17 protein-coding genes are annotated in these 20,204 nt (G+C 62.8%); 6 read left to right on the top strand and 11 right to left on the bottom strand.

Going from position 1 to position 20,204, the window contains the following annotated elements; all coding sequences use genetic code 11:
- Positions 1-45: 45 nt before the first annotated feature.
- The 3 genes from WI560_RS30370 to rpmB form a co-directional block, all read right to left on the bottom strand.
- Positions 46-2,688 (bottom strand): DEAD/DEAH box helicase, encoded by a 2,643-nt coding sequence (locus tag WI560_RS30370; RefSeq protein ID WP_375306107.1) that lies wholly within the window; start codon positions 2,686-2,688, stop codon positions 46-48.
- Entirely contained in the window at positions 2,685-3,695 is a 1,011-nt protein-coding gene (locus WI560_RS30365) for a DUF1837 domain-containing protein (RefSeq protein WP_375306106.1), read from the bottom strand. The genes WI560_RS30370 and WI560_RS30365 overlap by 4 nt, the downstream gene beginning before the upstream one ends.
- A gap of 128 nt (positions 3,696-3,823) precedes the next feature.
- The gene (rpmB, locus tag WI560_RS30360) at positions 3,824-4,135 is read right to left on the bottom strand and encodes a 50S ribosomal protein L28 (RefSeq protein WP_126260955.1); all 312 of its coding nucleotides are present in this window, start codon (positions 4,133-4,135) and stop codon (positions 3,824-3,826) included.
- Between the two features lie 517 nt (positions 4,136-4,652).
- Here rpmB and WI560_RS30355 point away from each other — a divergent pair.
- The 5 genes from WI560_RS30355 (at position 4,653) to WI560_RS30335 (ending at position 11,703) form a co-directional block, all read left to right on the top strand.
- Positions 4,653-5,516 (top strand): DUF3108 domain-containing protein, encoded by an 864-nt coding sequence (locus tag WI560_RS30355; protein ID WP_375306105.1) that lies wholly within the window; start codon positions 4,653-4,655, stop codon positions 5,514-5,516.
- A 745-nt stretch (positions 5,517-6,261) separates the two neighbouring features.
- On the top strand, positions 6,262-9,723 hold the full coding sequence (locus WI560_RS30350; RefSeq protein ID WP_375306104.1) for a helicase-related protein: 3,462 nt from the start codon (positions 6,262-6,264) through the stop codon (positions 9,721-9,723).
- A gap of 114 nt (positions 9,724-9,837) precedes the next feature.
- Positions 9,838-10,059 carry a S4 domain-containing protein gene (locus WI560_RS30345; RefSeq protein ID WP_375306103.1) on the top strand — a complete coding sequence of 74 codons (222 nt, stop codon included), beginning with the start codon at positions 9,838-9,840 and terminating at the stop codon, positions 10,057-10,059.
- A 131-nt stretch (positions 10,060-10,190) separates the two neighbouring features.
- On the top strand, positions 10,191-10,529 hold the full coding sequence (gene fdxA / locus WI560_RS30340; RefSeq protein ID WP_018643465.1) for a ferredoxin FdxA: 339 nt from the start codon (positions 10,191-10,193) through the stop codon (positions 10,527-10,529).
- 343 nt (positions 10,530-10,872) lie between these two features.
- Positions 10,873-11,703 (top strand): CarD family transcriptional regulator, encoded by an 831-nt coding sequence (locus tag WI560_RS30335; RefSeq protein ID WP_375306102.1) that lies wholly within the window; start codon positions 10,873-10,875, stop codon positions 11,701-11,703.
- Between the two features lie 89 nt (positions 11,704-11,792).
- Here the strand turns inward: WI560_RS30335 and WI560_RS30330 are convergent, their stop codons facing one another.
- On the bottom strand, positions 11,793-13,181 hold the full coding sequence (locus tag WI560_RS30330; RefSeq protein ID WP_375308948.1) for an adenylate/guanylate cyclase domain-containing protein: 1,389 nt from the start codon (positions 13,179-13,181) through the stop codon (positions 11,793-11,795).
- Between the two features lie 33 nt (positions 13,182-13,214).
- Positions 13,215-13,586 (bottom strand): winged helix-turn-helix transcriptional regulator, encoded by a 372-nt coding sequence (locus WI560_RS30325; protein ID WP_375306101.1) that lies wholly within the window; start codon positions 13,584-13,586, stop codon positions 13,215-13,217.
- Between the two features lie 108 nt (positions 13,587-13,694).
- On the opposite strand from WI560_RS30325, the gene WI560_RS30320 reads away from it, so the two are divergent.
- Positions 13,695-14,399: a glutathione S-transferase family protein gene (locus tag WI560_RS30320; RefSeq protein WP_375308947.1), complete on the top strand. Its 705-nt coding sequence runs from the start codon at positions 13,695-13,697 to the stop codon at positions 14,397-14,399.
- A gap of 27 nt (positions 14,400-14,426) precedes the next feature.
- Here the strand turns inward: WI560_RS30320 and WI560_RS30315 are convergent, their stop codons facing one another.
- From WI560_RS30315 to cyoB, 6 genes are read right to left on the bottom strand one after another with little or no spacing between them, the layout of a single operon-like run.
- Entirely contained in the window at positions 14,427-14,960 is a 534-nt protein-coding gene (locus WI560_RS30315) for a response regulator transcription factor (protein ID WP_257179418.1), read from the bottom strand.
- Positions 14,950-16,353, bottom strand: a complete 1,404-nt coding sequence (locus tag WI560_RS30310) for an ATP-binding protein (RefSeq protein WP_375308946.1) — start codon at positions 16,351-16,353, stop codon at positions 14,950-14,952. Before WI560_RS30310 ends, WI560_RS30315 begins: the two co-directional genes overlap by 11 nt.
- Positions 16,325-17,185: an SURF1 family protein gene (locus WI560_RS30305; RefSeq protein ID WP_375308945.1), complete on the bottom strand. Its 861-nt coding sequence runs from the start codon at positions 17,183-17,185 to the stop codon at positions 16,325-16,327. The genes WI560_RS30310 and WI560_RS30305 overlap by 29 nt, the downstream gene beginning before the upstream one ends.
- Positions 17,182-17,562: a cytochrome o ubiquinol oxidase subunit IV gene (gene cyoD / locus WI560_RS30300; RefSeq protein ID WP_375306100.1), complete on the bottom strand. Its 381-nt coding sequence runs from the start codon at positions 17,560-17,562 to the stop codon at positions 17,182-17,184. Before cyoD ends, WI560_RS30305 begins: the two co-directional genes overlap by 4 nt.
- Positions 17,559-18,188 (bottom strand): cytochrome o ubiquinol oxidase subunit III, encoded by a 630-nt coding sequence (gene cyoC / locus WI560_RS30295; protein ID WP_257179422.1) that lies wholly within the window; start codon positions 18,186-18,188, stop codon positions 17,559-17,561. The genes cyoD and cyoC overlap by 4 nt, the downstream gene beginning before the upstream one ends.
- Positions 18,189-20,186, bottom strand: a complete 1,998-nt coding sequence (cyoB, locus tag WI560_RS30290) for a cytochrome o ubiquinol oxidase subunit I (RefSeq protein ID WP_375306099.1) — start codon at positions 20,184-20,186, stop codon at positions 18,189-18,191.
- Between the last annotated feature and the right edge of the window lie 18 nt (positions 20,187-20,204).

Here is a 20,204-nt window from a genome sequence, read left to right as displayed (position 1 = left end):
CCACGACGGGGAATGTCGGCATGTCACCATGGCCGCTCGATGTCGTTACGATTGTCCGGCTACTGCTTCGGTTGCACCATCTGGATCAATGCCAAGTATCTTCCGTCTCACTTCGGATACGATGACTCTCGGAATATCCATTCCGTCAAATTGCTCATTATGCTCTTCAATCCATTTTTTCGCTTGATCCCGATCGAGATTGTCCAAAGCAATCTTTTCATGGATTTCCACTGCGGCCATCCGCGAAAGCCCCAATTCAATCAGAGAGACCAGCGTCTCGGTAGACACGCCAAACTCCAGAGCGAGCCCGACATCCATCTCGTTCGAGATCAAGTCGCCCCGATCAATTTCGCGCAAGTGAAGCTTCAATACCTCCATATATGCGGCTATATACTTGGGTGCTCGAAATCGAGCGGTCTGCTCGATCAGTTCCATCGTATTTCGAATCAGCTTCGGTAGCTGAAAGGGACGTTTGTGTCTCTGGTGATAGGATATTCGTGCCCTAATGATAGCAGCAAGAGAGAGGCCCTTCAGCCATTCGAGAACGACCAGGGTATGTAAAGGAATTAGGGTCGGGGGCTGAAAGGCGGGATACAGTTGATCGTTAACGATCTCCATGATCCGAGTCATCCGATTGTAAGCATCGCTGCTTTCCGGCGGTGCCGGCAACAGGTCCTCTATATTTCCCTCATAGGACCTGAAATAGTTTAGAAGCTTCTGCATGCCGACTGCGCTTACGGCTGAGTGCCTATTTACTAACTGAGCGGGCAGGGAAATATTTGACACGAGTTGCGTGAGTAGCGCGTCAACCGCAGAGATGAACGCTCCGTCGTGACGTCTCGTAAACGGAGCGTTCAAAATAGTGCCCTCACGCAGGCGTAATGCCAAGAGATATGCGCACACCTGTTCAAGCTGGGCGGATTGGTTCAGTTGACTTGTCTCGCGATCCCAGCGCGTTTGGATAAAATCCAACAGTTCTTTGCCCGAGCGGAATACGCTGTCAGTCTCTCGTTCAATGGGGTACCGGCGTCGTTCTGGAACGCCGTTTGGCCAAGCACCGACATCGTCCGGGTCGATACATACTATGTTGCCTTGAAACTCGTTGCCCCACCGGCCAGCTCTTCCGGCTAAATTCCAGAAATCGTGGGGTTCCATTGGTTGCTTGACGCCCTTGCGAGGCCCCCGAACGACGATCGTCCGGCACGATAAATTAACGCCTTCAATGAGCGTGGATGTGCAGACGAGAAATCGGAGCTTTCCCTTGCGAAATAGTCTCTCGATTTCTTCGCGTAGCAGAGAGGGCATGTTGCCGTAATGAAACGCAACGCCTTTTCGTGCGAGAGGTGCGAGTTGATAAGACTCATGCACGCCCCGCCGAGCTAAATCAGCAAGTCCCGCCAATTCTGGATCGCGTTCGTTTGCGGAGCTATCGATCAGCTGGGTTAATAAAAGAGCGATCTCTTCAGCTTCAGCTGCTCCATTTGCGTAAACGAGGGTGCCGCCCTTTGAACCGACAGAGGACGCGATAAGCGCTAGCTTTTTTCGGAGGGATGTGGGTCTGGCTTCTAGTTTGACTTCTCCGATTGGGAGACGACGATCATTCGGTCTTCTTAGGTCAAGAAACCACTCCGTGGTCCGGCCGGGGCGCTGGGTTGCTAGGATAATGTTTTGGAGAACGGTAGGAACGTCACTGTCAACCGGCTGCTTCACCTTAGAGGTCGGAGCATCCTCTAGGAGCGCTTCAGGATTTTGAGTGGCCGGACTAATAAATACAATCTTGATGTTCGGGTTACCTCGGTTCGCTCTCTCTATGGCGTCTTGGAGCACGACTCCGCGCAAGCGATCACCAACCTTATGCGCTTCATCCGCTATAAGAAGGTCGATCTTTACATTGTCGTTCAGCGCATTGGCGAGTAGGTGCAAGCGCTCTTGGGTCAATACACAAATTAGCTTCTTGCTGGCCTTGGCAGCATCAGAATATTTTGTCGCAAGAGGGAGGGAGGTAACCTCAATATCTTCGATGGACATGCGCTTGATCAACAAGCTCAGATTGTCCTCGATCTCGCTAACTAATGCGCGGGTTGGCGCTAGATATACGGCCATATTTGCCGCGGTGGTCTTCATCTCATCGATGAGCCATTGCAGGACTAGGAATGTCTTCCCGGATGCGGTGGGTGCTGAAGCAGAAACCCAACTATCAGGGTTGCGCGCGTGGATCCAAAAATTCTGTTGAAATGGATTGACTCGTAGCCATTCACCCGAATGCTCCACCAAGATGGAGTTATTTAGCTCTCTTGTGAAAGCCTCAAGTCTAGCTGCTGTGCCGAGCCGTCCAACGAGATCGGGCTTCAAAAGGTGACGTTCAAGAGCTAAATCAGCGGCTCGATAGTTGGAAAGCTTTTGAAGTAAGATTACGCCTGCGTCGTGAACTTGATCTGTACGCGCTAAGCTTACTGCGGCGGTTGCGATTCGAAGAGCAGCTTCGACCGGCGTTCGTTCGTTGGATCTTGCGAGTAAACTTCCCGCTAGGAGCAGGCGCTCCCAGTTCAGTTGTTCTAGTTCGGTTGAAAGGTTGGATTCCGAGGTCAGCCCGATCAGTTCGGAAGCTACGGTAGCTCGAGTTACAAGTTCTAGATCTTCTCGGATTGCGTCGGATAAAAGCCATTGATGTAGCTCAGCCGGTTTCATTGCTTCTTGCCCAATGCTCCAAGGAAGGCTTCTCTGAAGGCGGCAGCAGACGGCATAGGAATGCACAGAAATTCAATCTCGAAGTTTGCGAGCTTCTCTTGGGAAATTCGATTTCCGATCTGCTTAGTCCATTTTGTGAGAGCTGCCTTAGCGGATGAAGCGATCTCATCGGCGGTAACAGCGGTGTCTTCATTCGGATAGAAATCTGCGTCGAATCCAACCAATGCAACGCCGCAATATTGAACGCGATTCGAGAGTGGCGATGTCTTGTCGAAATACTGGCGAAACGCTTTGGTCAAAGTCTCGTCGCTGAGGTCGGCTTTGTCGCTTAGAAGCAGGAGGTCTCGCTCACGCCCAGCATGTTCTTCGTCGGGGTCCAGCAAAAATGGAGACAGGCTGTTGAGGCAGTCTCTTATCGCGTCGGAAGCATCGCTGTAAATTTTTGACTCGCCCCAATATAGTTTGATCACTCCATCGGGGGTCACGCGAGCATATACCCCATCAGCGCCGTGATAGTGCATAGAGGTATCGGTTTTGAGATCCATCTTGCATAAGACTTGAGGCATCTTGAGGAAGCGCTCGGACAACAAATAGAGCAACATCTCGCCGCCTTCCCCTGTCTTTGCGAGATCAGTGAATAGATTGAGCGCCTCGTGATAGAGTTGGATTACAGCTCCGGATGAATGATATTTTGAATCGCGCGCACGGGCCGCTTGCATCTTGTTTTTGGGAATGGCGTAATCTGCGAGCATTGCCCGCATAAATTCAGCCAACCTCGCAATCTTAATTCGGCCATTAGCGTCCACTGCTAGGCAATGGCAGTGCAATCTGACTTTGCAATCTTGAACCACAACGTCGCGCTCGATTAGGCGCAAATGAACGTTCAATTCGTCCGGATCGCCGGCGAGAATATCTTGCAGCAGTTCGGGTGTAAGGTCGGTCAGTCGTTTCGCCCCCCAGCGCATACGTTTGTCACAAACATAGCGGAACGTGATGCGAGCGGACAACTGTTATGCAACTACCAATACGTCTAACAAAAACGGCCGGATCTCCCGATCCGGCCGCTACTCAAACTCTTACTCGGCTAAGCCTACGCCACGCGACGCAACCTAGCCCCCGCCCAATTCCGTGAAACTCAGCTCGCCTTCTTCGCCGGCGCGGCGGTCGGGCCGACCTTCTTCTGGATGGCGCGCTTCAGCTCGAGGGCGCGCGGGGAGAGCGCGTCGGCATTGGCCTTGAGCAGGAAGGCGTCGAGGCCGCCATTGTGGTCGACGCTCTTCACCGCGTTGGTGGAGACGCGCAGGCGCACGTTGCGCTCCAGGGCTTCCGAGATGAACGTCACGTTGACGAGGTTCGGCAGGAAGCGGCGCTTGGTCTTGATGTTGGAATGGCTGACCTTGTGGCCGACGAGGGGGCCCTTGGCCGTCAGTTCGCAGCGGCGAGACATGGTAGAAATCCTTATGCTTCGAACCCCCAACGGGTGCGGCCGCCATTTTGGGCGCCACGGGGGCAAATTCTTTTGTCCTTGCAGGGAGCGGGCGGACGTATAGGGGGGAAGGGGCGGGCAGTCAAGGTTTTGGGCGGTCTTTTCGCCTCTCCCCGCGTGCGGGGAGAGGCCGGAATACGCGCGAATAGCGCGGATTCCGGGTGAGGGGGAGCCTCCGCGGAGGAGGGCGCCGTATCGGATCGCAGCTCTCACCGCCCTCGCGGAGAGCCCCCCTCACCCCGACCCTCTCCCCGCAAGCGGGGCGAGGGGGAAGCGGGAGAGGTTTCGGAGCCCGCGGTGGCCCTCCCATCACCAAAACGGCAATGTTTGTCACGCCTTACCATCATATAAAGGGCGTATTCGCGCCTGAAGAGTTCGATGGAGTTCCCGGTTCGATAGGCCCGGACACATTGTTTGCCGCGGTTTCTGGCTTAAGTAGCAGCGTATCGCGGCCCGATTGGATTGTTTCGTGCTCATAATGCCCTTGTTTGCGCCCACATCGCGCTCCCTCCGGCCGCGCCTGGCCGGCTGGCTGGCGGCGTTCTGCGGCCTGGGCGTGCTGTGGGGCGCGGTGCCCGCGGCGGCGCAGGGCAAGCTCGAGGCGCAATATGAGGCCTCGCTGTCGGGCATTCCCGTCGGCAAGGGCGGATGGAACATCGATATCCAGGACGACGTGTATTCGGCGGCCGCCGCCGGCGGCACCACGGGCCTGCTGAAGTCCTTCACCGGCGGCTCCGGCACCGGCGCCGCGCAGGGCCGCATCGTCAATGGCGCGCTGGTTGCGACCGGCTACCAGGCCTCCACCACCACGCAGAAGAAGACCGAAGAGATCCGCATCACGCTCGACAAGGGCAACGTGAAGGATTTTTCCATCCTCCCCGAGCCGCCGGTCGATCCTGACCGCATCGTCGTCACCGACGCCCATCGCCGCGGCGTCTGGGACCCGATGACGGCCTCGCTGCTGCGCGTGCCCGGCAATGGCGACCCGGTCTCGCCCGAGGCCTGCCACAGCTCGGCCCCCGTGTTCGACGGCCGCATGCGCTACGACCTCAAGCTCGATTTCAAGCGCATGGAGACCGTGAAGGCGGAAAAGGGCTATCGCGGCCCGGTCGTGGTCTGCTCGCTCTATTTCGTGCCGGTCGCCGGCTACATCCCCGACCGCCCCGTGATCAAATACCTCGCCACCCAGCGCAACATCGAGATCGCCTTCGCGCCGGTGGCGGGCACCCGCATCCTGGTCCCGTTCTGGCTGAAAGTGCCGACGCCGCTCGGGCCGGCCATGCTGGAAGCGACCAGCTTCGTCACCACCGCCCAGCCGCCCCGCGTGGCGAAGACGCAGTAGGGCGGCCACGGCGGCGGTCTTGTTTACCCTCCCCTGGAGGGGGAGGGTCGGCGCACAGGGAGCGCAGCGACATGTGCGCCGGGGTGGGGTGATCTCTCCCCACGGGTGCTGTTCGTGTGGAGAGATCACCCCACCCCGCTCACGCTGCGCGCGATCGACCCTCCCCCTCCAGGGGAGGGTAAGAGAATCTTCGCAATATCAATGACTTCCCTACTGTGCATGGGGTTGTTTTCGCGAAAAATGGGTTGGGGAGGCTCCATCCGGGAATCCATTTGACTCCTCCCCGATTCTGATTCGACTCCGCGCCGTCCCCAACTTAAGGCTTTCCGCCCTCGAAACGTCACTTGTCCGAGGAGCGAAAACTCCATCTAGTCGTCGCCGACAGGCCTGGCGCGACATCTTGCGTGAACGGAACGGGACTCAATCTGGAGTCAGCGATTCGGCCGCGATTCGTTCTAGAGTCGTTCCGAAGCTTAAGGCGGACAGGAAAAGCGTCGCAAAGTGAGACAGTTGCGCGGGATTTTTCTCCCTCGCCCCGCTTGCGGGGAGAGGGTTGAGGTGAGGGGGAGTCTGCGCGGGGACGCTGACAGATGGACTCGCGGAGAGTCCCCACCCGGCGCTTCGCGCCGACCTCTCCCCGCAAGCGGGGCGAGGTGACTTTCAAGCGCTTCGCGCACAAGCCCCCGCCCCCGCCCCAATCCAGCACTGACATTCGCCCAAATCGCCACTACCTAATCCCTCAGACATGGCTTTTTCCTCCTCCCCCTTTGCTTCCGAGCGCACAGCGTCCGATCGCGTGCCTGGCGCTGGCGTCACCGCGGTGCTCGGACCGACCAACACCGGCAAGACCCATCTCGCCATCGAGCGGATGCTCGCGCATCCCTCGGGCATGATCGGCCTGCCGCTGCGCCTGCTCGCGCGCGAGGTCTACAACAAGATCGCCGCAAGGGTCGGCAGCGAGGCGGTCGCGCTCGTCACCGGCGAGGAGAAGATCAAGCCCAGGAATCCGCGCTATTGGGTCTCGACGGTCGAAGCCATGCCGCGCGACCTCGATCTCTCCTTCCTCGCCGTCGACGAGGTGCAGATCGCATCCGATCTCGAGCGCGGCCACGTCTTCACCGATCGCATCCTCAACCGCCGCGGCCGCGACGAGACGCTGCTCTTGGGCGCGGCCACCATGCGCCCGATCATCGAGCGCCTTCTGCCCGGCGTGTCCATGATCACGCGTCCCCGGCTGTCGCAGCTGGAATTCGCCGGCGACCGCAAGATCACGCGGCAGCCGCGCCGCACCGCCATCGTCGCGTTCTCGGCCGATGAAGTCTACGCCATCGCCGAGCTGATCCGCCGCCAGCACGGCGGCGCCGCTGTCGTTCTGGGCTCGCTGTCGCCGCGCACGCGCAACGCGCAGGTCGAGATGTTCCAGAACGGCGACGTCGATTATCTCGTCGCCACCGACGCCGTCGGCATGGGCCTCAATCTCGATGTCGACCACGTCGCCTTCGCCTCCGACCGCAAGTTCGACGGCTATCAGTTCCGCCGCCTGACGCCGTCCGAATTCGCGCAGATCGCCGGCCGCGCCGGCCGCGCCACCCGCAACGGCACCTTCGGCACCACGGGGCGCTGCGCGCCGTTCGAGCCCGAGCTCGTCAACGCGCTGCAGAACCACACCTTCGATGCCGTGAAGATGCTGCAATGGCGCAATTCGAAGCTGGATTTCTCCTCGCTCGGCGCGCTGCAGGTGTCGCTCAACCTCGCGCCCGGCCACGAGGCGCTGACGCGCGCGCCGATCGCCGAGGACATGCGCGTGCTCGACCACGCCGCCCGCGACGGCGAGGTGCGCGATATCGCACATGGCAAGATCGCTGTGGAACGGCTGTGGGAGGCCTGCCAGGTCCCCGACTACCGGAAACTGTCGCCGGCCGCCCATGCCGAGCTGGTGACGACGCTGTACGGCTTCCTGATGCGGAAGGGCTGCATCCCCGATGCCTGGTATGAAGCCCAGGTCACCCAGGCCGACCGCATCGACGGCGATATCGACACGCTGTCGGCCCGGATCGCGCAGATCCGCACCTGGACCTTTGTCGCCAACCGCCCGGACTGGCTGAAAGACCCCGAGCGCTGGCAGGGAATCACGCGGGAAGTCGAAAATAAATTATCGGATGCGCTCCATGAACGCTTGACTGAGCGTTTCGTTGATCGCCGGACCAGTGTATTGATGCGCCGCCTGCGGGAGAACACGAGCTTGAATACTGAAATCGGCAAGACCGGCGAAGTCATCGTCGAAGGCCATGTCATCGGCCGCCTCGACGGCTTCACCTTTGCACCGGACGCGGCGGAAGCCGGCTCCGATGCGAAAGCCTTGCAGGCTGCAGCGCAAGCGGTGCTCGCCGGCGAGATCAACATGCGCGCCGAACGGCTCGGCAACGCGCCGGACGACCAGTTCGTGCTGACCTCGGAAGGCATCATCCGCTGGACCGGCGATGCCGTGGCGCGGCTCTCTGCCGCAGAGGATGCGCTGCATCCGCGCATCCGCATCATCTCCGACGAGCGCCTGACCGGCGCCCCCCGCGACAAGGTGCAGGCGCGGCTCGAGCTCTGGCTCAAGACCCATATTGAGAAGCTGCTCGGGCCGATGTTCGAGCTCTCCAAGGCCGAGGACGTCACCGGCATCGCCCGCGGCATCGCCTTTCAGCTCGTCGAGGCGCTCGGCGTGCTCGAGCGTCCCAAGATCGCCAACGAGCTGAAGGATCTCGACCAGTCCTCGCGCGCGGTGCTGCGCAAATACGGCGTCCGCTTCGGCGCCTATCACATCTATTTCCCCGGCCTGCTCAAGCCCGCCGCGCGCGCGCTCGCCGCGCTGCTGTGGGCGCTGAAGCAGGACAATGTCGATCTGTCCTCGCTGTCCGGCGCGCAGCATCTGGCCTCCTCTGGGCGCACCTCGTTCCCGGTCGACAAGGCGCTGCCGCGCGATGCCTATCGCGTGCTCGGCTACAAGCAGGCCGGCGAGCGCGCCGTGCGCGTCGACATTCTGGAGCGTCTGGCCGATCTGATCCGCCCGGCGCTGGCCTGGCGCGAGAACGCATCCGGCGAGAAGCCCGCCGGCGCCTTCGACGGCCGCAGCTTCGTCGTGACGCAGGCGATGACCTCGCTCACCGGCTCCGCCGGCGAGGATTTTGCGTCGGTGCTGCGCGCGCTCGGCTATCGCATGGAGAAGCGTCCGCCGCTGCCGCCAAAGCCCGTCGTTGCCGAGCAGGTCGCGGCCGAGCAGGTCGTGACTGAAACGGTCGCGGCGGAGACGCCGCCGGTTGAAGGCAGCGCCGAGACCTCGACCGAGACTGCAACGGAGGCCGTTGCCGGCCTGCCCGAGGCACCGGCCGCATCCAGCGAAGTTGCCGCTGAAGCCGTCACGGTCGAAGATGCTCCCGGCATCGAGCCGCAGGACGAGCAGGCTCACGACGCCGCGCCCACGCCGGAAGCCTCCGCCGAGGCGCCCGTCACGCCGGAAGACGCCCCCGGCATCGCGCCGCCGGCGGAAGAGCCCACAGCGTCTCCGGAGGCTGCCGGCCTCGAGGCGGCTGCCGCCGAGGCCGCCGCAACGGAAGCCGCTGCATCGCCCGACGCTGCCGCGCCTGAGGCCGCGGCTCCGCCGGCCGAGCCCGAGCTGGTCGAGGTCTGGCGTCCCGGCGGCCGTCACGAGGATCGCAAGCCGCGCCACGAGCGCCACCGCCACCAGCGTCATCACAACAACCAGCGTGCGCAGGCGGGTAGCGAGGCGGGCGCTGCGAGCGCTGCGCCCGGCGAAGCCGCCGACGGCGAGAAGCGCAACGAACGCCATCGTCACGGCGGCCATCGCAAGGACGGCGGCAGAGACTTCCGCAAGCCGCGCGAAGGTGGCGGCGAAGGCGCGCCGCGTCCCGAGGGGCGCGACGACAAGCAGCGCCGCTTCGAGGGCAAGGATCGTGACAACAAGGATCGCGACAACAAGGGGCGTGATCGCGACAAGGGCAAGTTCGGCGGCGATCGCGACAAGGGCCGCGACAACCGTGGCCGCGACCGCGATAAGGGCCGCGACCGCCAGGGCGGTCCGTCGCTGCGCCCCTACGCCTCAAGCGCGAATCCGCGCGAGCGCGACCGGCCCGCCGATCCGAATTCGCCGTTCGCCAAGCTCGCCGCGCTGAAAGAGCAACTGTCCGGCCGCAAGGAATGACATAGCGTTTTCAAGCGAAGTGCGGAGCGGTTCGCGTGAAGAAAACGCGTCCAAGGGAGTAAAGCCACGACCGAGCGGCAGCGCCTCGACAAATGGCTGTGGCACGCGCGGGTGGTGAAGGCGCGCACCTCCGCGGCCGAGCTCGTCGTCACCGGCCATGTCCGCATCAACGGCACCCGCGAGACCTCGCCGGGGCATGCGGTCAAGGTCGGCGACGTGCTCACCATCGCGCTCGACCGCACGGTGCGCGTGTTGAGAGTGACAAGCTTTAGCGAGCGCCGCGGCGATGCTGCCGCGGCCCGCGTGCTCTACGAGGAGCTCGGGATGCGCAATTAATTGCGCATCGCATTCATTTCTTGGTCGATCAAACACGCAAAGCCGTCATGATCGGGCTTCCCGACCTTGCGGCGCCCGGCCATCCGCGCTAGGCAAGCCGCGACTTTTAAAAGAGCTTTTCGGAGCGTTGGATGACTTACGTCGTCACTGAAAACTGCATCAAGTGCAAGTACACCGACTGCGTCGAGGTCTGCCCGGTCGACTGCTTCTACGAGGGCGACAACATGCTTGTCATCCATCCCGACGAGTGCATCGATTGCGGCGTGTGCGAGCCGGAATGCCCCGCCGACGCCATCAAGCCGGATACGGAACCGGGCTTGGAAAAGTGGCTCCAGGTCAACGCCGACTACGCCAAGAGCTGGCCGAACATCACCCAGAAGAAAGAATCACCCGCCGACGCCAAGGAATTCGACGGCATGGAAGGCAAGTTCGAGAAATATTTCTCCCCGAACCCCGGCTCCGGCGACTAAATCAGGCTCAAACTTAACCCTAATAGCGGCGTCGACGCCGAAAACCAGCCCTAAAGACCCCTAAATCATTGATTTTTGCGGGAAATGTGCTATATTGGGCACGTTAAGCCGAACCCCGTCAGCCCCCTTGGCCCCTCTGGGTTCCCGTGAAACCAATGTCGAACAGGGGCGTGGCAGTTTCCGCGCGCAGGCTGTGTCACAGAAAACGCGTAAAAAGAGTACTTCAGCGAGGGCTTCCCATAAGGAGGCCAAAAAAGTCGCCGCGGCCAGCCGTAGCGCATCCAAGGGTCGGACCGCGACGAAGGCGCCGGCTGCAAAGTCCTCGAAGAACAAAAGAAGCGCAATGCCTAACAAGACTGCCAAACCGGCCGCGAAAGCGACCGCTGCCAAGCCTGCTGCCAAGTCTGTGACTGCAAAGCCTGCTGCCGCCAAGCCCGTTGCCGCCAAGGCTCCCGCTGCCAAGCCCGCCGCGCCGAAGGCTCCCGTTGCTGCTGCTCCTGCCAAGGCTCCCGTCGCTGCCAAGCCGGCCGCGAAGCCCGCTGCTGCGCCGAAGGTCGAGGAAAAGAAGGTCGTGACCCAGCGCCAGGGCTTCAAGGCCAACGAATTCGTCGTCTATCCCGCTCACGGCGTCGGCCAGATCCTGGCCATCGAGGAGCAGGAGATCGCCGGCGCGAAGCTCGAGTTGTTCGTCATCAACTTCATCAAGGACAAGATGACGCTGCGCGTGCCGACCGCCAAGGTCGCCAATGTCGGCATGCGCAAGCTGTCCGAGCCGACGCTGGTGAAGAAGGCGCTCGAGACGCTCAAGGGCCGCGCCCGCGTCAAGCGCACCATGTGGTCGCGCCGCGCCCAGGAATACGAAGCGAAGATCAATTCGGGCGACATCGTCGCGATCGCGGAGGTCGTGCGCGACCTCTATCGCTCGGAATCGCAGCCGGAGCAGTCCTACTCCGAACGCCAACTCTACGAGGCGGCGCTCGACCGCCTGTCCCGCGAGATCGCGGTGGTGCAGCACTCGACCGAGACCGAAGCGGTCAAGGAGATCGAGGCCCAGCTCGCCAAGAGCCCGCGCCGCAACGCCAAGGCGGAAGCCGCCGAGGGCGAAGCCGATGCCGAGGGTGAGGCCGACGATACCGATGGCGACGACACCACTGTCGCCGACGAGGCCGCGTAAGCGCCTCGCGTCGATCGCAAGAGATCAAAAGCCCGGCCGTTCGGCCGGGCTTTTTGTTTGGCGTCCTGACGCAGCGGGGGAGTTCGGCTCTACGCGCCGCGCGGCTGGGTCCAAATCGAGATCGGCTGCTGAATACCGCGGACCGCCCGCGGCTCTCGCGCTTCCAATGACTGAAACGTTGCGGCTGCGTCGCCAAGCTCGGCCTTCGCCTGGCTGACGAGGTCGTCACTTGCCACCAGCGCGCAATCGAAGGTGCGGGTCAAGGCTTCGAGACGGCTTGCCACGTTGACGGTCGCGCCGCTCACCGCAAATTCCAGACAGGTCTGTCCGATGTCGCCGAGCACCACCGGTCCATAATGCAAGCCAAAGCTCACATGAAGAGGTGGCTCGCCTGACGCTGCCCGCCGATCGTTCCAACCGTCCGCCGCCGCGATCATTGCCTGGGCACATCGCAGCGCGTTGCTGGCGTCGTGCTCGCCCGCGAAGGGTGTGCCGAACGTCGCCATCAATCCGTCCCCGAGATATTTGTCGAGCGTGCCGCTATGGCGGAAGACCTCCTGCTCCATCAATCCGTGGAATTCCCGCAACGTCCGCACAACCTCCTGCGGCGAGCGCGCATCGGCAAAGGTCGTGAAGCCGACGATGTCGACGAACAGCACCGCGACGTGTTGCGTGCGCACCTGCTTCAACGGCTCGTCCTGCTTCGACAATTCCGCCACGACATTGGGCGAGAAGTAGCGTGCGAGGTTGCCGCGCTCGCGCTCCACCGCCGCATGCCGGACCAGGAGGTCGTTGCTGCGGCGAACCGCGAGCGCCAAGGTCATGGCCACGATCATGAATACGACGATTTCCTGGACGCGAACGTGGAACACGATCTCGCTGGGCGAGATCATCGCAAACAAGCGCTGATCGCTGCCTGTTGCGGCGGCGATGCGGGCCGTCAGCGCAGGATCGCGATCAGGTTGCCACCAGACCCAGACCATGCCGATGATCCAGAGCGCGCCCGTCCACACGCCGACCGCAATCACGGTCCGCCAGGTATAGGCCAGTGTGGCGCCTGCGAGCAGGACGAAGAAATAGATGAAGTTGCCGAAATGGTATTGCATCGCGACCGGCCAGTGCGAGGCTCCGAACGGATTGGGAACCACGATGAGGCACGTCAGCAGCGCCAAGTCGCAAAACAGGAGTGCCAATTCCGGACGCGACACGCCGACCCGCCCAACCCTGACCTGGGCCCAGCCGATCAGTGCGAACAAGCCGAGCAGCGCCACGTAGTAGAGCTGCTCCCAGGCCGGGTTGATCACCAGCAGCAGGCAGCCAATGACGACGAGGGCGACATAGCGCGCCCGTACCGCGAGTTGCAGCCCCTCCCGCTTGGCGGACGTCAGCGCGGCCTGTGCGAACTGAACTGTTTCGGCGTCGCGCTTGCTCGGCGCGGGCGAAAGGGCAGCCGGAAGGTTGAAGCGCTCGACGAGCATTGTCACGGCAGTCTCCTTACCTGGGCCTTCGCTTCAAGTCCGCTGGGTCCTTGCCGAGGTGACGATTTCGCCCCGACGGTCTTCTCTGTCAGTCGTGGCCGCAACCGACGCCCACCAGTCTCCCAAGGCATCGATCAACGGCACGAGCGCGTGACCGGCGGCCGTCAGATCGTACTCCACGCGCAGCGGATATCCGCCGAATTCCGTGCGGCTGACGATGCCGGCGTCTTCCAGCCTGCGAAGCTCGAGCGCGAGCATCCTGTGTGAGATGGTCGGATTGTCGCGGCGCAAATCGCTGAAGCGCTTGGTTCCCTGCTTCAAATAGTAGATCAGCAGCGTCGGCCAGCGGCCGCTCAGAACCAGCATCACTTCCTCGATGGGACATCTCGAAACGAGATCCTTCATCGGCACCTCCAGGTTACAAAAAAGTTCGTAATTTACTTGATACGGCGAGCGACTAGGGTCGCATCACCGCTGCGCAGCGTGATCATCAGACATCACGGAGAATGGATCATGGACCCAATTCTACTCTACGGCTTCCCGAAGGGAAGCTCCATGGGGCTCGTTGCGGCTCTCGAATGGCTGGGCAAGCCATATCGGCTGTGCCGGGTCGACATGATGGGCGAGATGCGAGACCCGTCATACGCCCGCATCAATCCGCGACATGAGACGCCGGTCTTCATCACCGAGCAGGGCGAGGTGCTGACGGAAACGATGGCTATCGCGGCCTGGTTAGAGGCCAGGGACGTCGAGCGGCGCATTAGCTTCGATCCGCTGTCGCGGCAGTCCGATCGCATGCATCAGCTCATGGCGTTCGTGAATACCGGTTTCACCGCCGCCTTCGCGCCGCTGTGGGCCGCATTGGAAGCCGAAGCGATGGAGCCCGCCGCGAAGTCAACCCTGCGGGCCTTTGGCATAGGAAGGGTCATCGAGCGCCATGACAAGCTCGAAGCGATGATCGAATCGCGGCAATTCCTGCTCGGGGAGCGGCCGACCCTTGCCGACGCCGTGCTCGTCGGCGTCGCGCGCTGGCTCGACTTCCACGCGGTTGCGGAGCGGAGCCGCTGGCCGAAGCTGGCGGCGCTGCGAGCTCGCCTCGAGGCCGATCCCGCGATCCTCTACGCCACCGCTCTGGAGGACGGCGACTCTGATCCGGGAACGGGATCGTGCAAAGGCCACGTCGCGCTGGCCGAATTGATTGAGCAATTCGGCAAATAGGGAAGCAGGAGGAGCCTCGACGCGCTCCTACTTCACCGGCCGCTTCTCGAGCTTCCTTGCCAGCGTGCGCCGGTGCATGCCCAAGCGCCTCGCCGCCTCCGAAATATTGAAATCGGTCTCGATCAGGGTCTGGTGGATACGCTCCCATTCCAGCGTCTTGATCGAGGTCGGCCGTGCATCGAGTGCGACCTCGGCGTTTCCCGCGGCCTTGGTGAAGGCGGCTTCGATGTCGTCCGTGTTCGAGGGTTTTGCGAGATAGTGGCAGGCGCCCAACTTGATCGCCTCCACGGCAGTCGAGATGCTGGCAAAGCCCGTGAGCACCACGATCAGCGTGTCGGGGTCGTGTGCGTGCAGCAGCTCGACGCAGGCAAGGCCCGAGGCGCCGCCAAGCTTGAGATCGACAACGGCATGGCCGAAGGAGCGCTGCTCCAGCACCTGGCGCACCTCCTCGATCGAGGCGGCCAGCACGACGTCGTAGCCGCGGCGCTCGAACGAGCGCTTCAGCGTTCGCGCGAAGCCGGCATCGTCCTCGACGACGATGAGTGAACGGTCAGGCGTCAAAATTCCCTCCGATCGCCAGCGTTGCCAGCGGCAGCGTCAGGCGTACCGTGGCGCCGCGCTTCCTGTGATTCTCCGCAATCACGGTGCCGCCCAGCTTGCGCACCACGTTCACCACCAGGAACAGGCCGAGCCCGCCGCCGGCGCGGCCCTTGCTGGAGTGGTAGGGCTTGCCGAGCTGAGCCAGCATTTCCGGCGCAAAGCCGGGGCCGCGGTCAGAGATCGACAGCACGAGGTTGTCGCCCTCGCGCTCGGCCACGAGCTCGACCCAGTCGCGGGAGACCTCATAGGCGTTGTCGAGCACGTTGAAGATCACCTGCTTCAAGGCGATGTCGGAGACGATGGCAACGTCCGCGCCGAACGTATTGACGAAGTAGAGCGTCCGGGCCGAGCGCGCGTTGCGCCATTCGTCGACCAGGGCGGTGACGAAGGCCGTCACCGTCGTCGGCGACGAGCCTTCGCCGCGCGCTTCGCCGGCCGAGACCAGAATGCCTGTCACGATCGACTTGCAGCGCTGCAGCGATGTCTCCATCTCCGCGAGGTCCTCGGCGAGCTCCTGGTCGGCGGCAAGATCCGGCATGCGGCGCCAATCGCTGAGGATGACCGAGAGCGAGGCGAGCGGGGTGCCGAGCTCATGCGCCGCGCCCGAGGCGAGCAGGCCCATGCGCACGATGTGGTCCTGCTCGGCGGCATGCTGGCGCAGCGCCGCCAGATGCGCGTCGCGCTCGCGCAGGTTTCGATTGATGCGGGTGACGAACACGACCAGCAGCACGGCGTTGAGCACGAAGCCGACCAGCATGCCGAGGACGGTGAGGGTGTAGGTCTCGCTCAGTGGATTGGGCGGCAAATCCAGCGGCCGGTAGGCCAGGGTCAGCCAGACAAAGCTCGCGCAGGTCAGCGCGACCAGCGACCAGGTCGAGCGGGCATCGAGCAGCACCGCGCCGAGCGTCACCTGGAGCAGGAACAGCGAGGTGAAGGGGTTGGTGGCACCGCCGCTGAGATAGAGCTGCGCGGTCAGCGCGGCCACGTCCAGCATCAAGGCGACCAGCAGCTCGTTGTTGGTGATCGCGGCGCGATGGCGCACCCAGATCAGGCTGGAGACGTTGAGCAGCACCAGCGCGCCGATCACCGCGCCCATCCGCTCCAATGGCAGGGGGATGTCGAGGCCGAAATGCACGGCGCCGATGGTCACGATCTGGCCGACCACCGCGGTCCAGCGCAGCTGGATCAGCAGCGCCATGTTCTTGCGGTTGGTCTCGTCGCTGGCCGGAGTGGGGCCGATCAGCTCGCTGCGCGCGTCCGCCTGCGATTGCAGCGTGACGGCCAGGCCGTCATGAGCAAGGGTGTGGGGAAGCGTCTTCCCGTCGTCAGGTCGGCTCGACGATCGTTCCAGCATCTGATCCCGTCCTGCGCGCGGCGGCATCAGGGCCGCCGGCGGGTTGGTGGACGAAGCCATTCAGGGCTCTGTTGCGGCGGAACAGCCCGCCGCCGAATGTGACGGCAAGCCTGCCGGCCAACATGAAGGCCAGGGCAAACCACGTCAGCGCGTAGATCAGGTGGTTATTGGGAAAGCGCACCACGGTCAATCCGCCGACGGGACCGCCAGCGGATTGTGATCGGGCGTCGGCATCGACGAAGAAAGGTGCGACGTCGTGCAGGCCGCGGGCCGTCGCGATCGCGGCGACATCCCGCGAATACCAGCGGTTGTGCTGGGGCACGTTGTCTCGGAGGAACCCGCCTTTGGGCTCGGTGATGCGGAGCAGGCCGGTGATCTCGACCTGGCCGTCCGGATTGCCGTCCCGGCGGGTCGATGCGTCACGCCGCTGCGACGGCACGAAGCCGCGATTGATCAGGACCTGCGTGCCGTCCTCGCGCAGAAGCGGCGTCAGCACCCAATAGCCCGGGCCTTCCTCGGTGACGGCCTGAACTAGTGTCTCACGGTCATGCAGGAAGCGGCCGGTGAGGCGGACGTGCCTGTATTCGTCGGTAGCGGCGGAAACCGCAGGCCATGACGCGGCCGCGGGGGGCGGCTGGGCCGGAGCATGGACGCGCTGCTCGACGCGGTCGATCAGGGCCAGCTTCCAGGCGCGGCGCTCGATCTGCCAGATTCCGAGCGCGATCAGAACGACGAAGGCAACAAGCGAGAGGACCGTGAGCCACAGGGAAGGGGCACGCGCGGCCTTGCACGGCGCACCTTTCCTGTCCGTCACGGTCCCGGCCTCGCTCATTTCATTCCGCTCATCTGGTGCATCGGCATCATGTTGCTGTTGAGGTGGCTCATCACCCACAGCGAACCCGACAGCGCGATCACCACCATGACGACGGTGAAGATCAGCGCCATCATGGTCCAGCCGTTCTCGGACGCCGTGCTCATGTGCAGGAAGTAGATCATGTGCACGACGATCTGCACGACCGCGAAGGCCATGATGACCAACGCCGTGACCTGCTTGCTCGGCAGCGCGCCGCTCATCACCAGCCAGAACGGGATCGCGGTCAGCACGACCGAGAGCACGAAGCCGAGCATGTAGCTCGAGAACGTGCCGTGAGCGTGGTTGCCTTCGTGGTGATGATCGTCGGCGTGGGCGGCGTGATTGTTGGTGCTCATCGCAGAACTCCCAGGAGATAGACGAAGGTGAAGACGCCGATCCAGACCACGTCGAGGAAGTGCCAGAACATCGACAGGCACATCAGGCGGCGACGGTTGGCCTCGATCAGGCCGAACTTGCCGACCTGCACCATCAAGGTCACCAGCCAGATCAGGCCGCAGGAGACGTGCAGGCCGTGGGTGCCGACCAGGGTGAAGAACGCGGACAGGAAGGCGCTGCGCTGGGGCGTTGCACCCTCGTGGATCATGTGGGCGAACTCGAAGAGCTCGATGCCGATGAACGCGGCCCCGAACAGGCCGGTGATCGCCAGCCAGACTTGCGTCTGGGCGACCTTGTTCTGCTGCATCGTCAGCATCGCAAAGCCGTAGGTGATCGACGACAGCAGCAGCATCGAGGTGTTCACCGCGACCAGGTTCAGGTCGAACAGGTCCTTCGGCGCCGGGCCGGCGGCGTAATTGCCGCCGAGCACGCCGAAGGTGGCGAACAGGATCGCGAAGATGAGACAATCGCTCATCAGGTAGATCCAGAAGCCGAGCGAGGTGCTCCAGCCCTCCGGATGCGGATGCTCGTCGGCGAGGTAGAAGACCGGCTCGCCGGTCTGCGAGGGATGAACGGCGACAGTCATTTACTTGGCTCCGGCGAGCAATTTGGTGCGCGCGTCCTCGGTCCGGATGACGTCTTCAGCCGGAATGTCGAAGTCGCGGTGATAGTTGAAGGTGTGGCCGATCCCGACGGCGAGCATCGCGATGAAGCTCAGCGCCGCCAGCCACCACATGTACCAGACCAGAGCAAAGCCCATCGCGGTGGCGAGGCCGGCGAGGATGATGCCGGTGCCGGTGCTGCTGGGCATATGGATCGGCCTGAAGCCGGTGAGGGGGCGCTGGTAGCCGCGGCGCTTCATGTCCCACCAGGCGTCGTTGTCGTGAACGACGGGGGTGAAGGCGAAGTTGTAGTCCGGCGGCGGCGAGGAGGTCGCCCATTCCAGCGTGCGGGCATCCCAGGGGTCGCCGGTGACGTCCTTGAGCTGCTCGCGCCTGAGGAAGCTGACCGCGAACTGCATCAGCATGCACATGATGCCGAGCAGGACGAGGCCGGCGCCGATCGCGGCGATGACGAACCAGATCTGCAAGGACGGATCGTCGAACACGCGCAGGCGGCGGGTGACGCCCATCAGGCCGAGCACGTAGAGCGGCATGAAGGCGAGGTAGAAGCCGGTGACCCAGAACCAGAACGACAGCTTGCCCCAGAACGGATCGAGCCTGAACCCGAACGCCTTCGGGAACCAGTAGGAGATGCCGGCGAATGCGCCGAACACCACGCCGCCGATGATCACGTTGTGGAAGTGCGCGATCAGGAACAGGCTGTTGTGCAGCACGAAGTCGGCCGGCGGCACCGCGAGCAACACGCCGGTCATGCCGCCGATCACGAAGGTCAGCATGAAGGCGATGGTCCACATCATCGGCAGCTCGTAGCGGATACGGCCGCGATACATCGTGAACAGCCAGTTGAACATCTTCGCGCCCGTCGGGATCGAGATGATCATCGTGGTGATGCCGAAGAACGAGTTGACGCTGGCGCCCGAACCCATCGTGAAGAAGTGATGCAGCCAGACCAGGTACGACAGGATGGTGATGACCACCGTGGCGTAGACCATCGAGGTGTAGCCGAACAGCCGCTTGCCGGAGAAGGTCGAGGTCACCTCGGAGAAGATGCCGAACGCCGGGAGAACCAGGATGTAGACCTCGGGGTGGCCCCAGATCCAGATCAGGTTCACGTACATCATCGGGCTGCCGCCGAAATCGTTGGTGAAGAAGTTGGTGCCGACGTAGCGGTCGAGCGACAGCAGCGCGAGCACGACGGTCAGGACCGGGAAGGAGGCGACGATCAGGACGTTGGTGCAGAGCGAGGTCCAGGTGAACACCGGCATCTTCATCATGGTCATGCCGGGGCAGCGCAGCTTGACGATGGTGCAGATCAGGTTGATGCCGGACAGCGTCGTGCCGACGCCGGCGACCTGCAGCGCCCATATGTAATAATCGACGCCGACATCGGGACTGTAGCCGATGTTCGACAGCGGGGGATAAGCCAGCCAGCCGGTGCGGGCGAACTCACCGATGAACAGCGAGGCCATCACCAGCACCGCGCCGCCGACCGTCATCCAGAAGCTGAAATTGTTCAGGAACGGAAACGACACGTCGCGCGCGCCGATCTGCAGCGGCACGACGTAGTTCATCAGCCCCGTGACCAGCGGCATCGCCACGAAGAAGATCATGATGACGCCGTGGGCGGTGAAGACCTGGTCGTAGTGATGGGCGTTGAGATAGCCTTCGGAGCCGCCAAAGGCGAGCATCTGCTGCCCGCGCATCATCAGCGCGTCGGCAAAACCGCGCAGCAGCATCACGATGCCGAGGATCATGTACATGATGCCGATGCGCTTGTGGTCCACCGTGGTGAACCATTCGCGCCAGAGATAGCCCCAGAGGCGGAAATAGGTGAGGCCGCCGAGCAATGCGGCGCCGCCGAGCGCGACCACCACGAAGGTGCCGACGACGATCGGCTCGTGCAGCGGCAGCGATTCGAAGCCGAGCCGGCCGAAGATGAGCTTGGGAAGATCAGGAGACATGCGAATTCTCTTTAGGAA

This window comes from Bradyrhizobium sp. A11 (assembly GCF_042077125.1).
Classification (GTDB): domain Bacteria; phylum Pseudomonadota; class Alphaproteobacteria; order Rhizobiales; family Xanthobacteraceae; genus Bradyrhizobium; species Bradyrhizobium japonicum_B.
Note: the sequence above shows the minus strand (reverse complement) of the source record. Positions and strands in the feature narration are given on the sequence as shown.

Bases quoted from the DNA above. Each gene is read 5' to 3' on its own strand.
- WI560_RS30370 (WP_375306107.1), bottom strand. From the start codon at position 2,688: ATGAAACCGGCTGAGCTACATCAATGGCTTTTATCCGACGCAATCCGA.
- rpmB (WP_126260955.1), bottom strand. From the start codon at position 4,135: ATGTCTCGCCGCTGCGAACTGACGGCCAAGGGCCCCCTCGTCGGCCAC.
- WI560_RS30355 (WP_375306105.1), top strand. From the start codon at position 4,653: ATGCCCTTGTTTGCGCCCACATCGCGCTCCCTCCGGCCGCGCCTGGCC.
- WI560_RS30350 (WP_375306104.1), top strand. From the start codon at position 6,262: ATGGCTTTTTCCTCCTCCCCCTTTGCTTCCGAGCGCACAGCGTCCGAT.
- fdxA (WP_018643465.1), top strand. From the start codon at position 10,191: ATGACTTACGTCGTCACTGAAAACTGCATCAAGTGCAAGTACACCGAC.
- WI560_RS30335 (WP_375306102.1), top strand. From the start codon at position 10,873: ATGCCTAACAAGACTGCCAAACCGGCCGCGAAAGCGACCGCTGCCAAG.
- WI560_RS30330 (WP_375308948.1), bottom strand. From the start codon at position 13,181: ATGCTCGTCGAGCGCTTCAACCTTCCGGCTGCCCTTTCGCCCGCGCCG.
- WI560_RS30325 (WP_375306101.1), bottom strand. From the start codon at position 13,586: ATGAAGGATCTCGTTTCGAGATGTCCCATCGAGGAAGTGATGCTGGTT.
- WI560_RS30320 (WP_375308947.1), top strand. From the start codon at position 13,695: ATGGACCCAATTCTACTCTACGGCTTCCCGAAGGGAAGCTCCATGGGG.
- WI560_RS30310 (WP_375308946.1), bottom strand. From the start codon at position 16,353: ATGCTGGAACGATCGTCGAGCCGACCTGACGACGGGAAGACGCTTCCC.
- WI560_RS30305 (WP_375308945.1), bottom strand. From the start codon at position 17,185: ATGAGCGAGGCCGGGACCGTGACGGACAGGAAAGGTGCGCCGTGCAAG.
- cyoD (WP_375306100.1), bottom strand. From the start codon at position 17,562: ATGAGCACCAACAATCACGCCGCCCACGCCGACGATCATCACCACGAA.
- cyoC (WP_257179422.1), bottom strand. From the start codon at position 18,188: ATGACTGTCGCCGTTCATCCCTCGCAGACCGGCGAGCCGGTCTTCTAC.
- cyoB (WP_375306099.1), bottom strand. From the start codon at position 20,186: ATGTCTCCTGATCTTCCCAAGCTCATCTTCGGCCGGCTCGGCTTCGAA.